General features: G+C 68.8%; 13 protein-coding genes. 12 read left to right on the top strand and 1 reads right to left on the bottom strand.

The window, feature by feature from the left end:
- The first annotated feature begins 88 nt into the window (after positions 1–88).
- The 12 genes from METUNV1_RS18450 to METUNV1_RS18395 all read left to right on the top strand — a co-directional run bounded on the left by METUNV1_RS18450 (position 89) and on the right by METUNV1_RS18395 (position 14057).
- Complete coding sequence (locus METUNV1_RS18450) at positions 89–1564, top strand: lipopolysaccharide biosynthesis protein (protein ID WP_008064375.1); 1476 nt, start codon at positions 89–91, stop codon at positions 1562–1564.
- Positions 1557–2354: a polysaccharide deacetylase family protein gene (locus METUNV1_RS18445; RefSeq protein ID WP_008064374.1), complete on the top strand. Its 798-nt coding sequence runs from the start codon at positions 1557–1559 to the stop codon at positions 2352–2354. Before METUNV1_RS18450 ends, METUNV1_RS18445 begins: the two co-directional genes overlap by 8 nt.
- Positions 2355–2513: 159 nt before the next feature.
- Positions 2514–3470, top strand: a complete 957-nt coding sequence (locus tag METUNV1_RS18440; RefSeq protein ID WP_008064373.1) for a glycosyltransferase family 2 protein — start codon at positions 2514–2516, stop codon at positions 3468–3470.
- Positions 3467–4414, top strand: coding sequence for a glycosyltransferase (locus tag METUNV1_RS18435; protein ID WP_008064372.1), 948 nt, complete (start codon positions 3467–3469; stop codon positions 4412–4414). The genes METUNV1_RS18440 and METUNV1_RS18435 overlap by 4 nt, the downstream gene beginning before the upstream one ends.
- Positions 4415–4422: 8 nt before the next feature.
- Positions 4423–5322 carry a glycosyltransferase family 2 protein gene (locus METUNV1_RS18430; RefSeq protein ID WP_008064371.1) on the top strand — a complete coding sequence of 300 codons (900 nt, stop codon included), beginning with the start codon at positions 4423–4425 and terminating at the stop codon, positions 5320–5322.
- A 20-nt stretch (positions 5323–5342) separates the two neighbouring features.
- Positions 5343–6293: a sulfotransferase family protein gene (locus METUNV1_RS18425; protein ID WP_008064370.1), complete on the top strand. Its 951-nt coding sequence runs from the start codon at positions 5343–5345 to the stop codon at positions 6291–6293.
- Complete coding sequence (locus METUNV1_RS18420; RefSeq protein ID WP_008064369.1) at positions 6290–7183, top strand: glycosyltransferase family 2 protein; 894 nt, start codon at positions 6290–6292, stop codon at positions 7181–7183. Before METUNV1_RS18425 ends, METUNV1_RS18420 begins: the two co-directional genes overlap by 4 nt.
- A gap of 8 nt (positions 7184–7191) precedes the next feature.
- A complete protein-coding gene (locus METUNV1_RS18415) occupies positions 7192–8040 on the top strand; it encodes a glycosyltransferase (protein WP_008064368.1) in 849 nt (282 codons plus the stop codon).
- Positions 8037–9698 (top strand): asparagine synthetase B family protein, encoded by a 1662-nt coding sequence (locus METUNV1_RS18410; protein WP_008064366.1) that lies wholly within the window; start codon positions 8037–8039, stop codon positions 9696–9698. Before METUNV1_RS18415 ends, METUNV1_RS18410 begins: the two co-directional genes overlap by 4 nt.
- Before the next feature lie 34 nt (positions 9699–9732).
- Complete coding sequence (locus METUNV1_RS18405; protein WP_008064365.1) at positions 9733–11007, top strand: glycosyltransferase family 4 protein; 1275 nt, start codon at positions 9733–9735, stop codon at positions 11005–11007.
- Positions 11004–12872: an asparagine synthetase B family protein gene (locus METUNV1_RS18400; RefSeq protein WP_008064364.1), complete on the top strand. Its 1869-nt coding sequence runs from the start codon at positions 11004–11006 to the stop codon at positions 12870–12872. The genes METUNV1_RS18405 and METUNV1_RS18400 overlap by 4 nt, the downstream gene beginning before the upstream one ends.
- 3 nt (positions 12873–12875) lie before the next feature.
- The gene (locus METUNV1_RS18395; protein WP_008064363.1) at positions 12876–14057 is read left to right on the top strand and encodes a glycosyltransferase family 4 protein; all 1182 of its coding nucleotides are present in this window, start codon (positions 12876–12878) and stop codon (positions 14055–14057) included.
- A 40-nt stretch (positions 14058–14097) separates the two neighbouring features.
- On the opposite strand, the gene METUNV1_RS18390 is transcribed toward METUNV1_RS18395, so the two are convergent.
- On the bottom strand, positions 14098–15447 hold the full coding sequence (locus METUNV1_RS18390; protein ID WP_043360325.1) for a putative O-glycosylation ligase, exosortase A system-associated: 1350 nt from the start codon (positions 15445–15447) through the stop codon (positions 14098–14100).
- Positions 15448–15454 lie beyond the last annotated feature (7 nt).

The following is a 15454-nucleotide window of genomic DNA, read 5'->3' as shown; positions in this document are numbered from 1 at the left end:
GCCCGCCCCTCACCCCTCCCGTGACCCGTGCAACGGACAGACCGAGCCGGCTCGGCTACTGTCGGCAGGCTATGGACACCCCCACCTCATGAGCTCGGCCCAGTCTTTCCGTTCCAGCGTGCGCTGGCTTTTCGTCGGAAGCACCGGCAATCAGATCCTGGGCTTCCTGTTCGGCATCGTTCTGACCCGGCTGCTGGCGCCCGAACATTTCGGCGTGCTGCTCACCACCCAGGTGTTCACCGGCTTCGCCGGCTTCCTCGCCGGCGGCGGCATGGGGCAGGCGCTGATCCGCTCGAAGGAAGCCACCGCTGACGACTACCGCAGCGTGTTCACGCTGCAGCTGGCGATAGGCACCGCGATCTACGCCTTCTTCTTCGCGCTCGCGCCGGCCTTTTCGGTGTGGTACGAAAACCCTATCTATACCGATCTGCTCCGGGTGTCCGCACTGTCCTTCATCATCCGGCCCTTCGTGAACCTGCCGACCACGCTGCTTCATCGCGGCATGAAGTTCAACACCATCGCGCTGTTCAACCTCGGCATCCTGATCGTGACCAATGTGCTGAGCGTGATCATGGCCTTCGCCGGCATGGGCGTGTGGGCACTGGTGCTGGGCGGGCTGATCGGCTCGCTGGTATCGGTGGTGGTGCTGCAGGCGATCACCGGCTGGCGACCCGGCTTCACGCGCGATTTCAGCCGTGCCAAGCATCTGGCGCAGTACGGGGCGCTGACCTCGGCCACCGACATCATTTTCTACCTGCGGCAGCAGGCGAGCACGGCCATCCTGTCATCCACGCTGGGCGCCGCCGCGGTCGGTCTGTACAACAAGGGGGAAAGCCTGGCCAAGATGCCGCACGCCTTCGTCACCGGATCGGTCTATCACGTGCTGTTCCGGGCCATTGCGGCGGAACAGGACAATCTAGACCGCTGCCGCTACCTGCTGTTCCGCAGCGTCGGCCTGCTGGCGGTCTATCTGACGCCGCTCTACATCCTGCTGTTCTGGGTGTCCGATCCGCTGGTCGGTTTCGTCTATGGCGAGAAGTGGCTGGAATCGGCGCAGGTCATCGCCATCATCTGTCTGGCCTGGCCGGCGCTGCTGATCGACAACATGGCCGGCGCAGTCCTCGGCGCACAGAACTGGCTGCACTACGAACTGCCGGTGCAGATCGGCGCGCTGGCGCTGACCGCCGTCGCGGTCTATGTCGGGCAGCACTACGGCATCGAGGGTGTGGCCGCCGCCATCGTGCTGGTGTTCTACCTGAGCAGCATCGTCATGTTCTGGCTGGCCGCGAAATGCCTGCGCGCACGCGTGCAGGAGCTGGTACGCGCGCTGCGCCCCGCGCTGCTGCTGAACATTCCGCTGCTGATCCTCAGCGGAGGCCTGTACCGGCTTCTGACCGGAACCGGCGGACAGCTCGATCTCACCGGTGCCATCGTGCTGACCGGCGTATCCGGACTGGCCTACGGGCTGGCCTTCCTGTTCGCACCGATCGAGTCGCTGGCAACCGAACAGGCCCGCTACCGCGGCCTGATCACCGCCCTGGTCAGGAGAATGCGCGGTGCTTGATCCGATCGCCTATGCGCTGGCCCGCAGATCGGCGGGCCACGGCCCGCTGATGCTGATGTACCACTCGGTGACCGCAGACCGACAGCCCGACTGGCCGTGGGCGGTGTCGCTGGACCGTTTCGGTCAGCAGCTCGATCTGCTGTCCTCACTCGGCTACCGCACCGCCACCATGGACGACATCGCTGCCGGACGGACATCGGACGCGGACGGTCCGGTCGCGGTGATCACTTTCGACGACGGCTACGAAGACAACCTGCTCGCGGTCGAGGCGCTCGCACGACGCGGCATGACCGCCACCTGGTTCATCGTCAGCGGCGCCATCGGCGACGAGCCGCACTGGCCCTACGACGGGCGCCCGGCAGGACGCATGATGGACGCGGCCGCACTGCGCGGCCTGAGTGCCGCCGGCATCGAGATCGGCTCGCACACGGTGTCGCACTGCCGGCTGACCGAGGCGTCCGATACCGATCTGGCACGGGAACTGGCGGATTCGAAGTCGACACTGGAAGACATCCTGGGCCGCGACGTGCGCAGCTTCGCCTACCCCTACGGCGACTGGGACACCCGGTGTGCCGAGGCGGTCAGGACCGCGGGCTACCGCCAGGCCTGCACCACCCGCACCGGCTGGGCGCTGCGTGACGGCAATCCCTACACGCTGCGCCGGCTGACAGTGTTCAACCACGACACCGCATCCACGCTGTGCCGCAAGCTGGTGCTGGCCAGCAACGACGGCAGCCTGGGCGCGCTGTCGCGTTACATGGCCCAGCAATTGCGCGCCCGGCTGACCTGAACCGCGCATTGCCGGCGAGGATGAGCCGAAATGCGCTCCAGCGCACGGCCGGGCCGCTTTTCCGCTTGATCGCGGCGCCCATGCACCGCACCATGCACAGCGCCTGCCGGTCCGCCGGCCCCCTCCGCCAACCGTCACCCTGCAGTCGAAACGCGTCGCATGAACCTGCCCCACGTGTCGATCATCATGCCCTGCTACAACGCGGCCGCCCATCTGGCCCGCAGTGTCGGCAGCGTGCAGGCCCAGACCTTCGATGACTGGGAACTGGTGGCCATCGACGACGGCTCCGGCGACGACACCGCCGCGCGACTTGCCGCGATGGCGGCGGACGATCCCCGCATCCGCGTGTTCACCCAGCCCAACGGCGGGGTCAGTCGCGCGCGCAACCGCGGCCTGAGCGAAGCACGCGGACGCTGCATCGCCTTCCTCGACGCCGACGACGACTGGCATCCGGATTTCCTCGCCCGCATGACCGGCGCACTGCGGGCCGAGCCGGACGCGGTGCTCGCCTACTGCGGCTGGCAGAACATCGGGCTGAGCGGCGGCCGGGCGCAGCCCTTCGTCCCGCCGGACTACGAAACGCCCGACAAGCGCGAAAAGCTGTTTGCCGGCTGCCGCTGGCCGATCCACGCCACGCTGACCCGGCGTGAGGCGGTGACCGCAGCCGGCGGCTTCGACACTGCGCTGAAGAACGCCGAAGACTATGCGATGTGGCTGCGCATCGCCGGTCGCGCCCCGATCACCCGGGTGGCCGAGGTGCTGGCCTTCTACCACTTCCATTCCGGCACCCAGGCCTCGAGCGCGCACGCACGTGCGGCCCTCGACTTCGCCGATGCGCAGCTCGACTATCTCGCTGACCATCCGGATTTCACCGCCACGCTGGGCGCGGACCGGATCCGGCAGATGGTGTTCGGCACCCTGCTGACGCGTGGCAACGAATGCTTCTGGAAGCGCAATCTGAAGGATGCCCGCCTCATCTTCAGGCGCGTGATGGCCGCCCGCTACGGCGGTGCGACCGACTGGCTGCGCATGCTGCCGGCCCTGCTGCCGGAGCGCGCCTACGGCCGGCTGATCGGCGCGCTGGACCGGCTCGGCGCAATGCGGACCGCCCGATGAAGATCACCTACGCCTTCTGCACCTACAACCGCAGCGCCCGTCTGCCGGCCCTGGTCGCCGCGCTGCGCGCGCAGCACTTTCCGGCACCGGCCGAACTGCTGGCGATCGACAACAACAGCAGCGATGACACACCGGCGGTGCTGGCCGCGCTGGCCGACGCACCCGGCATTCCGCTGCGCGCGGTATGCGAAAAGGCTCAGGGCATCGTGCCTGCCCGCAACCGCGCGCTGCAGGAAGCGCTGGACAGCGACATCCTCATCTTCATTGACGACGACGAACTGCCGGACCCGGGCCTGGTGGCCGCGGTGCATCACGCCATCACGGTCGAAGGGGCCCGCTGCGTCGGCGGTCACATCGGTGTGGACTACACGCCGAATGCGCGGCCGGTCTGGATGAGCGACGAGCTGCAGGCCTTTCTGGGCGAAGTCGATTACGGTCGCTCGGCGTTCTGGGTCACCGACGACAGTCACCCGCTGTGGTCCGGCAACATCGCCTACGACATGTCTCTGTTCCGCGACGACCCGTCGCTGCGTTTCGACCTGCGCTACAACCGCGCCGGCCTGGGCGTGGGCGGCGGGGAGGACGCGATGATGTTCCGCGAACTGCTGCGCCGGGGCACGCCCATCCGCTACCGGCCCGACATGTCGATCCGCCACCTGGTGGACGACTGGAAGCTCGAACGGCGCTACTTCCTGCGCCTGCACTACGCTGCGGGCAAACGCTACGGCGCGCACCGGCTGGAACACAGCGGCGGCCACCTGCTCGGCATGCCGCCCTGGCTGCTGCGCCAGCTGCTCGACCATGCCGGACGCTGGCTGGGCATGGTGGCCGGCGCCCGGCCGGGCCGCCTGCGCCAGGCCATGAATGTCGCGCACACGCTGGGCATGCTCAATGGCTACCGCGTGCGCACCGCCACTTCCGATCCTTCGCGCTCCGGCGCCTGAGCTGCCCGATGCCTACGCTCACCGTCCTCATCTGCACCCATAACCGCAGGCCGCTGCTGCAAAAGGCGCTCGACTCGCTCGACCGCTGCCGGCCACCGGCCAGCTGGACCGTGCGCATTCAGGTGATGGCCAATGCCTGCAGCGACGACACGCTGGACTGGCTGGCCCGCCGCAGCGGCCGGCTGCCGCTCAGCGTCGACCACGAACCGCGGCCGGGCAAGTCGAATGCGCTGAACCGCGCGCTGCCGGCCGTGAGCGACGACTGCATCGCCTTCGTCGACGACGACCACCGGGTGGATGAAGGCTATATCGACGCGGTATGCCGCGCCTTCGACGCGCGCCCGGACGCCGACCTGCTGTGCGGCCGCATCCTGCCCGACTGGGACGGCAGCGAGCCGGACTGGGCGCACGACACCGGCCCCTTCCGCATCTATCCGCTGCCGGTGCCGCGCTTCGATCTGGGTGACGCGATGACCGAGGTGTCGCCGGACCGCGCCATTCCGGGCGGCGGCAATCTGGCGATACGCACACCCTGGTGCGCGCGCATCGGCGACTTCTCCACCGAACTGGGTCCGCAGGGCCACAACCTCGGTGGCGCCGAGGACATCGAGTGGGTGAAGCGCGGGCTGGCCCAGGGCGCGCGGCTGGTCTATGCGCCGGACATGATCCAGTACCACTACGTCGATGGCGCGCGGATGACCACCGGTTACGTGGTGCGCAAGGCCTTCATGCGCTCGTCCTCGGTCGCCCGCATCGAAGGCATCCGCCCCGCGGCCTACATGCTGCGCAAGGCGGCCGGCTATCTGGGCTCGGCCGCGACCTCGCTGTCTGGCCACCGCCGCCGGCACTATCTGGTGCGCCTCGCCGCCGCACTGGGCGAACTGCACGGCGCACTCAAGAACCGTTGAACACTACAGACCGCACACCGATGCTGAGCAAACTCGCCAAACTGCGTGACCGCGAAATCGTCGTCAAGAACCTGGTGGAACTGAAACGCGACGCGCGCGGGCTGTGGTGGGACCTCACCCGCCCCGCCGCGAAGCCGCCGGTGTTCCTGGTCGGCTGTTCGCGTTCCGGTACCACGGTCACCTTCGAAACCATCGGCGCCTCGACCGAGCTGGTCAATCTCGGTTTCGAGATCCCGCAGTTCTGGAACGACCTGTACGGCCCGCTCAACAACGGCTGGCATTCGGAAGCGGCCGGCGCCGAACACGCACGACCGGAACACCGCGACGCCGCGCTGCGCTTCTTCTACCGCCGGCTCGGCGGCGGCCGCATCCTGGACAAGACCTGCATCAACGTGATGCGCATCGGCTATCTGCACGCGCTGTTCCCGGAAGCGAAATTCGTGTTCATCCAGCGCGACGGCCGCGACAACATCAGTTCGATGATCGACGGCTGGCGCCTGGGCCGCACCGATGGCGACTTCCACCTGTCACAGTTCCTCGGCGAGTTCCCGGAGCCGGTGGCGATCAATCACGGCGAATACACCGACTGGGCGTTTTTCCTCGCGCCCGGCTGGCAGGCCTACAACCACGCGCCGATCGAGGAGGTGTGTGCCTTCCAGTGGATCTGCGCCAATCAGCTCGCGCTCGACGCAGCCGCGGCGCTGCCGCCGGACCGCTGGATACACCTGCGCTACGAAGACCTGTTCGAACGCCCGGTCGACATGTTCCGCGACGTGTATGACCGGCTCGATCTCGAATTCACCGCCGACATCGAACAGCGCTGCCGCACGCTGGACCAGCGCCCGACCAGCATCGTGAAGGGCAAGCCGGCCAAGGCGAAATGGAAGCAGCAGAACCCCGAACTGATCGAACGCATCCTCGACCGCATCGCGCCGATGCAGGCCCGGCTCGGCTACGACAACCGGTCATGAGCGCACCAACCGTCAGCGTCGTCATCCCGGCCTACAACGCCGCCTGGTGCGTGGCGCGGGCGATCGATTCGGTGCTCGCACAGACCCGGGCGGCAGACGACATCATCGTCGTGAACGACGGTTCCAGCGATGACACCGCAGGCGTGCTGGCGCGCTATGGCGACGCGATCCGCGTCGTCAGTCAGTCAAACGCCGGGCTGTCGGCCGCGCGCAACGCAGGCATCGCCGCCGCCCGCGGCGACTGGGTCGCCTTTCTCGACGCCGACGACTGGTGGCTGCCCGGCAAGCTGGCCGCGCAATGCGCACTGATCGAAGCCGATCCGGCCCTCGGCTTCTGCGGCGGCGCCGCACAGACCGTGGATGCCGAAGGGCGCGCGCTGGGCAGCTGGGACCCGCCGGCCAGCCGCGGCGACATCCTGACCGACATTTTCGCGGTCCATGCCACCGTGGCCGGCAGCGGTTCGGCGGTGATCGCACGGCGCGAACTGTTCGCGCGCACCGGCGGTTTCGACACCACGCTGCGCAGCCTCGAAGACATCGACATGTGGATGCGGCTGGCCGCGGTCGCCCGCTACGACTGCGTGCGCGAGCGTCTGGTCTGCATCCTGCGCACACCGGGCAGCATGAGCCGCAACCGCGAGGTGATGCGCAGCAGCGCGCTGCAGGTGATGAACAAGAACCGCGCACTGCTGCCCGCCGCGGCGCGCGGTGCCTTCTGGCGCAACGCGATGGCCGGCGTGCTGGCCGACTACGCGAAGTGGCGCTACCGCGATGGCGAGCGGCTGGCCGGCCTGCGCGATCTGGCGCACGCCTTCGCGCTGGCACCGCTGGCGCGCGGCCGCCTGCTCGCCTCGCTGGCGCTGGCCATGCTGACCGGCCGCCAGGTCTGATCGCCGGCATGCTGAGCGTCGTCATTCCGGCTCACGACGCTGCGCGCTGGATAGGCGACGCGCTCGCCAGCGTGCACGCGCAGCCGGTGCATCTGCCGGTCGAGGTGGTGGTCGTGACCGACCGCTGCCGCGACAACACCGCGGCCATCGCCCGTGCCGCCGGCGCCCGCGTGATCGACAGCCCGGCGCCGGGCGCGGCGGCGGCGCGCAACGCCGGTGTCGATGCCAGCCACGGCGCCTTCATCGCCTTTCTGGATGCCGACGACCTGTGGCCTGCCGACAGCCTGGGCGACCGGCTGGCCCTGCTGGAATCGCTGCCGGAGGCCGCGCTGGTGTTCGGCGACTGCCGGCAGTTCGATGACGACGGGCACGGGATGCAGCGGCCGCACCGGCAGACGCTGTTCGAAAGCGGCAGACTGGACGCCGGCTTCTTCGGTCATCCGCAGCGGGTGATCGATCCGCTGACGCGACTGCTCGATGCCGGCTTCATCACCACCGGCAGCGTCATCATGCGGCGCGAGGCCTTCCTCGCGCTGGACGGCTTCGACCCGACGCTCGCGCTGGTCGAAGACCTGGACCTGTGGCTGCGGGCGGCCCTGCGCCACACCGTGCTGTGGCACCCCGCGCTTGCGCTGCTGCGTCGCCGGCATGGCGCCAATCTGTCGCGTGACGCGCACGCGATGGCGCGCGCGCACATCGCGGTGCTCGAACGCGTGGCTCGCCTGCCGGAGGCCTCGGCTCATCGCGCTCGCATCGCGGCGCTGCGCGGCAGGGCGCTGCGCGGACTGGCGCGTCAGGAAGCGGCGGCCCACCCGCTGCAGGCGCTCGGCCACCTGCTGCAGTCCCTGCGGCCATGAGCGCACCCGCCACGGCGGTCGGCCTGTTCGACCCCACCCGCAACACCCTGTCGCTGGATGCCGCGTGGGTCGCCGAAGGCCGGACCTGGCTCGCCGGCGAACGCTTTCCGGGCGAGGCGGCGGACGACCCGCTGCACGCCGGGCACGCGCCGACGGCCGATGGCCGCTACGCACTGGCCGCCCACGACGTGGCGGCGTCCGCGCTGGTGCTGGCCCGCGATCCTGCCGGATCGGTGTCGCTGTTCTGGCAGCGCGGGCGCGATGGCTGCATCCGCTTCGCCACCGACCTCGACGCGCTGCTGCGCAGTCTGCCGGACACACCGGCGATCTCCCGGCAGGGGCTGGACGAATTCCTGCGCTTTCTCGACATCGCGCCCCCCAACACGATCTACGACCGGGTGCATGCACTGGAAGCCGGGCAGGCACTGCGCCTGACCGCAGCGGGGGAACAGCCGCTGCCGCCGCCGCCTCCGGCCATCGCCCCCGGCCGCTATCCCGAAGCCTGCGACACGGTCGAAGCCGCGCTGACGGCCGCGATCGCACGCCGGCTGGTCGATGCCCGCTCGCCGGCAGCTTTCCTGTCCGGCGGCATCGACTCGGCGCTGCTGTGCGCACTGGCAGTCGGTGCCGGTTTTCCGGTCACCGCCTGGTCCGCCGGTTTCGACGACCCGGTGCTCGACGAATCGGCCACTGCCGCGCGCATCGCTGCGCATCTGGGCTGCCGTCACGAAGTGGTGCGGCCGGACACCGCCGCGCTGGCCGCCGCCTTCGAGCGCGTCCATGCGCGGGCCGAACAGCCCTTCTGCGATCCGGCCGGCATGCCCACCCGACTGCTGTACGAAGCCTGCGCCGCGCAGTCGGACCGTGCCCTTGACGGCACCGGTGCGGAAGCGCTGCCCGGACTCATGCCGGCGCGCTGGCGCCGCATCGCGCACGACCACGCAGCCCGTCTGCCGCGCGCGCTGCGACGCGCACTGGCCGGCGGCCTGCGACCGCTGCCCGGTGTCGGCGGCTATGCCCGGCTGTTCGAATTCGATGTGGTACAGGACCTCTACATCCGCTGGCAGGGCTTCCGCAGCGACGATATCGCGCGGCTGACCGGCCGCCGGCCGGACCTATCCGGCACCCGCTTCTACCGCGAGCACGCCGCCCTGGCCGGCGCCAGTCACCTGAAACGGCTGTCGGTGCTGCAGGGCGAAGCCCAGCCGGACGACCGCATCCGCCAGGCCGCGCGCGCCACCGGACTGCGCGTGGACCATCCTTTCGGCGCACCTCAGGTCAGCGGCCTGCTGCGCGCGCTGCCGGAAGACTGGGCCTGGCAGCCGGGACGCGAGAAGCGCCTGCTGCGCGATCTGCTGGCCCGGCAGGTACCGGAAGCGCTGTGGGACGCCCCCAAGCGCGGCTTCAACATCGACCTGCCCACGCTGCTGCGCAGACAGGACGCCGCGCTGGTCCGGTCAGCCCTGGACGCCACCGGCGCGCTGGACGCTGCCGGTCTGGACAGGGCGGAGGTCGTACGCTGGCGGGACCGCTTCCTCGCCGGCGACGACCGCGCCACCCACAGGGTGTGGGCGCTGACAGCCCTGTCGGCGTGGCTTGGCCGGCATCACAGTGCGGCATCTGCCCGCGCAGCGGACACGGCGCCTCGGCTACAGTGAGCGCCCGTCAAGCATCCCTCCGTCTCCGGCCGGCATGAGTCTGCACCCTGCATCGAGCACCCGCCCACCGGCGGCGCGCACCTCTGCCGAGGTGGCGCCGCCGCGGCTGCCGCGCGTGCTGATGTACTCGACCTACTTCCCGCCCGAATTCAGCGGCGCGGCGCAGCAGGCCCTGGTGCTGGCGCGCCAGCTGCGCGACCTGGGCCATCATGTCGAATTCGTCACCGTGCGCTGGCACGCACTGCCGGAGCGCGACGTGGTCGACGGATTCCCGGTGACGCGGCTGTACGCGGGTCGCGGCAGCAAGCACCGCGAACTGCGTCTGTGGGCCAATCTGTGCGCCTTCGTCTGGAAGCGGCGACACGACTTCGACATCCTGCACAGCCACGGCGCCTACTACACCAATGCCATCGTCGGTCCGCTGGCGCGGGCGGCCGGGCTCAAGTCCATCGTCAAGGCCAGCCTGTCGAACGATGATCTGCACGATATCGGACGCCGTCTGAGTGGCCGGCTGCACCGCGCACTGCTCAGCCGGGTCGACGCCTACGTGGCAATCAGCCGCGACCTGATGCGTGAGTTCAGCGACTGCGGCCTGCCTGCGGAGCGCATCCACTACCTGCCCAACGGGGTGAATACCGCCCAGTTCACGCCCACCGACGACGCGCGCCGGCAGGCGCTGCGCAGCACGCTCGGCCTGCCGGCGGACATGCCGCTGGCGCTGTACGCCGGCGTGATGGACGGCCGGAAGAACATCGAATGGCTGGCCCGTCAGTGGGTGGAACAGGACGGTTTCGGCACCGGTGCCCGCCTGCTCGCGGTCGGTCCGCAGAGCCGCGAGGATCCGGACGGTGCCGTGATTTCGCGACTTCAGGCCCTGGCCGCGCGCGCACCTCATCTGTTCATGCTCAAGCCGCACAGTAGCGGCATGGAAAGCTATCTGCGCGCCGCCGACCTGCTGGTGCTGCCTTCGCACCGCGAAGGACTGCCGAATGTGGTGCTCGAAGCCATGGCCTGTGGCCTGCCCTGCGTCGCGGCCGACGTCAGCGGTACCCGTGATCTGGTCCAGCACGGACGCACCGGTTACACCTATGCGCCGGACGATGCCGTGTCGCTCGGTCAGGCGGTACGCGAAGCGCTGTCGCCGGCCGGACGCGCGCTGGGGGAAAGCGGTCGGCAACTGGTGGAAGCTTCTTACGCGCTGTCGCAGGTGGCGGACGGCTACAGCCTGCTGTACCGGCGCCTGGTCGGAATGAAGGACGCGCGCCGCGACGTGAATGCGGTGCGCCGAATCGAAAAGGATGAACGATGAACAAGATCTGCGGATGGCTGGACGGCGGCAACGCGTCGACGGTAGCGGCGCCCGAGCGTGAGCAGGTGATCGGACGGATGGCGCATCGCCTCGGCGGCCTGTCCGGCAGCACCGTGCAGTCCCGGGTCGGCCAGAGCGGCGCGGTGGGCGTGCGCAGCCTGCCCGGCCACATCGAGCTGGGCAAGGACGGTGACCTGCTGATCGCGCTTGCCGGCCAGCCCCGCTGGAGCGACGCCGACCTCGCGGCACGCGCCGCGCACACCGGTTTTGCCCAGTCGCTGGCCCACGCCTGGCGCGAGCGCGGCAGCGCGCTGCTGTCCGCGCTGCACGGCCGCTTCTCGCTCGCGGTGCTCGACTGCGCACGCGGCGAAGCGCTGCTGGCCATCGATCGTGTCGGCGCGGAGGAACTGTGCTTCGCACAGCGTGGCGGCAGCCTGGTGTTCGGTGCCACCGCCGACGCGGTGACCGCCCACCCGGCGGTCAGGCCGGACATCGATCCGCAGTCGCTGCACGACTATCTGTACTGCCACATGGTGCCGGCGCCCGCCACCATCTACCGCGGCGTGTCCAAGCTGCTGCCGGCGCAGTTCGTTCATCTGCGCAAGGGCGCGCTGGAGACCGGCTTCTACTGGAGCATGCCGTACGTCGACGACGGCCCGGATGACTACCCGCGCTACGCCGCGGAATTCCGTCACCTGCTCGAGGAATCGGTGCGGGACGCCACCGGCAGCAGCCAGGTCGGCGCCTTCCTGAGCGGCGGTACCGACAGTTCGACCGTGGCCGGCATGCTGGCCCGGACCGGCGGCAGCCGCCCGCACACCTATTCCATCGGCTTCGATGCCGAAGGTTTCGACGAGATGGAATTCGCCCGCATCGCGGCGAACCATTTCGGCTGCACCGCTCACGAGTACTACGTCACCCCGGCGGATGTGGCCGCGGCAATCCCGAAGGTGGCCGCCATCTACGACGAGCCGTTCGGCAACGCGTCGGCGGTGCCCACCTACCTGTGCGCACGCATGGCCCGCGCTGACGGACGCACCCGGATGCTGGCCGGCGACGGCGGAGACGAAATCTTCGGCGGCAACGCCCGCTATGCGGACCAGGAAGTGTTCGAGCGCTACGGCCGCCTGCCGGCACCGCTGCGCATGCTGCTCGACGGCGTGTTCGGCCACCTGCCGGACGCACTGGCGGTGGGCGTGCTGCGCAAGGGCCGCAACTACGTGCAGCGCGCCAACATTCCGCTGCCCGATCGCATGGAGGTGTTCAACCACGTCGAGCGCGAAGGTGCGGCCAACATGCTGACGCCCCGCATCATGAAGGGCGTAGACACCGACCGGCCACGTGCCATCGCACGCGAGGTGTACGGGCGCACCCGCTCGTCCGCCATGGTCAACCGCATGATGCATCTGGATCTGAAGCAGACCCTGGCCGACAGCGACCTGCGCAAGGTATCGCGCATGTGCGAACTGGCGGACATCGAAGTGCAGTACCCGCTGCTCGACGAGCGGCTGATGGATTTTTCGGCCCTGCTGCCGGCCAGCTACAAGGTACGCGACGGCCAGCTGCGCTGGTTCTTCAAGGATGCACTGAAGGACTTCCTGCCGCAGGCCACCATCACCAAGTCCAAGCACGGCTTCGGCCTGCCCTTCGGGCTGTGGATGCAGCAGGACGCCACGCTCGGCAGACTGGCGACCGGCTCGCTCGACGCGCTGGTCCAGCGCGGCGTGGTGCAGCCCGACTTCGTCCGCCAGCTGCTGGAGCGCCATCGCAGCGAACACGCCTCTTACTACGGGGTCATGATCTGGGTGCTGATGATGCTGGAACAGTGGCTGCAGGCCCACCCGGATGCCCGTCTGGAAAGCTGACCCATGAGCACGCATCTCGCCGCGGCGGGTGATCGCCGCTACCTGGTCATCACCGAGCTGTTCCAGCCCACCAAGGGCGGAACGGCCGTGTGGTTCGACGAGGTCTACCGCCGGCTCGGCGGCGCCGGCACCCACATCCTGACCGCCGATGTGCCCGGTGCCGAGGAACACGACCGTGCCAGTCCGAACACCGTGCACCGGCTCGGCCTGAAGCGCTATCCGTGGATACGGCCGGAATCGCTGCCGGTCTATGTGGAGTTCTTCCTGAAGGCGCTGTCGGTCGGACTGCGCCATCCGATCGAGCAGATACACGCGGGCCGCGTGCTGCCGGAAGGTCTGGTGGCGGTGCGTGCGGCCCGTCTGCTGCGCAAGCCGGTCGTCATCTACGCGCACGGAGAGGAAATCACCACCTGGCGCCAGCCCCGGCGGATCAAGGGCATGCGCGAGGCGTACTGCAGTGCCGATCTGGTGATCGCCAACAGCACCTTCACCCGCGACCTGCTGCTTGATCTGGGCGTGCTGCCCGAACGCATCGTCATCATCAACCCGGGTGTGGATACCGAGCGCTTCCGCCCCGGTCTCGACGGCTCGCATCTGCGCGCCTCGCTGGGTCTGGGTCCGCAGTCGAAGCTGGTGCTTTCGGTGGGCCGGCTGTCCCGCCGCAAGAGCTTCGACCACGTGATGCAGGCCATTCCGGAACTGGTCAAGCGCGGACTGGACGTGCACCACGCGGTCATCGGCAAGGGCGAGGACGCCGACTATCTGGCCGGTCTGCGCGCGGCGTCACCCACGCCCGAGCGCATCCACCTGCTCGGCGGCGTCGGCGCGGACGATCTGCCGCTGTGGTACGCCGCCAGCGATCTGTTCGCCATGCCCAACCGTGACATCGGTGCCGACACAGAAGGTTTCGGCATGGTCTACATCGAAGCGGCTGCCTGCGGCCGTGCGTCGCTGGCCGGCAACACCGGCGGCACCGGTTCGGCCGTGCTCGACGGCGTGACCGGCCTGCGCTGCGAAGGCGATTCGGTGCCGGCCATCGCCGACGCGCTGTTCCGCCTGCTCGATCCGGCCAGCCGGTTCGGCGCCGAATGCGCGGCGCGCGCCCAAGCCCGCGCGCACGAGGAGTTTTCGTGGCACGCGGTGATGCGCAAGACGCTGGAACACTGCAGCCAGCTCGGACGCTGACCTTCGCGGCGGGCCGCACGCGGCCCGCGCCCCGCCGCACTCAGCCGTGCGGCATCGCGCCCGCCGGGCGCTTCTTCTTCAGCCAGGGAATCACCAGCCGACCGTTCTCCAGCAGGCCTGCAGGCTTGGTGCGCGCCCACTCCTCGTCGGACATGCCGGCCAGGCGCTTGCGGATGAGCCAGCTGGTCGCGATCACCGCCACCACCAGCATGTAGTAGTAGTCGTAGTAGGCCATGCCGAGGAACTGGCCGGCGACCGCATAGGCGATCAGGCTCACCTGCACCATGCGCATCATGTCGGCCACCCAGTGGATGTCCGGCATCTTGCGCGCCTGCCGCGCGGCCCATCCGGCGCTGAACCAGGTCATCAGGCCGAGCGTGAGGAACAGCGCCAGACCGATGAAACCATGCTCGCCCAGCACCTCGAACGTGACGCTGTGCACGTCGCGCACGTTGTCCGGGTCCGGCGCGTACAGCGCGAAGGTGGGCGACTGCCAGCACTCGAAGCCGCCGCCCATCAGCCTGTCCTTGGCCATGTTGAAACTGGTCCACCACGCGTTCACCCGCCCGCGCGCCGACGCATCCTCGTCGTGGGTCTTGATCGTACCCATGCGCTCGTACCAGGCTTCGGGCATCAGCGCCGCAATGCAGGCGCCGGTCACCACCACGATGATGCCGCTCATCAGCTTGCGACGGCTGTTGATCCATACGAACAGCGCCATCGCCGACATGCCCAGCAGCGCACCGCGCGACTGGGTGCCGATGGCGGCAAACGCGGTCAGCACCGTCCACGTCGTCATCAGCAGTTTCAGGGTCGGATTGGCCACCCGCGAGCGCACGAAAAACAGCAGGGGCACGGTCATCGCCATGGCCAGACCCAGTTCGTTATTCCCTTCGATGAAGGTGCCCGGCGGCCCCTGCACCCGGTGCACGCCGCCCTTGGAAATCGTGAAGATGCCGCCCTTGAGCCCGTAGAAACCGATCGAGGCGGCACACATGCAGACCAGCGCCTCGATGCGGTCGAAGCTGCGCATCAGGATGAGCGCGACGAAAATCATCAGCTGGATCTTCAGCACCTTGTCGAGCTGAACCACCGCGTAGTCCGGATACATCGCGAACGCGGTCGTGATGCACATCCAGATCACGAACAGCAGCAAGGTCACGGTTTCCCGCGTCCAGATGATTTTCTTGATTTCCTTCGAGAACAGCAGCGCCACCAGGGTGGTCAGCGCGACGATCATCGCGAACGGAAAGCGCAGCGAAAAGCCGTAGGCCATCCGGTGCGGATTCATCAGACTGATCCAGGTGAACAGGATGATGCCCACCCACGGAAAGCGCAGAACGAAGGGCAGCACCGTGAAAATGATCGATGAAACTAGAATGTCGCGCATGCTGGCT

Source organism: Methyloversatilis universalis FAM5, assembly GCF_000214035.2.
Classification (GTDB): domain Bacteria; phylum Pseudomonadota; class Gammaproteobacteria; order Burkholderiales; family Rhodocyclaceae; genus Methyloversatilis; species Methyloversatilis universalis.
Note: the sequence above shows the minus strand (reverse complement) of the source record. Positions and strands in the feature narration are given on the sequence as shown.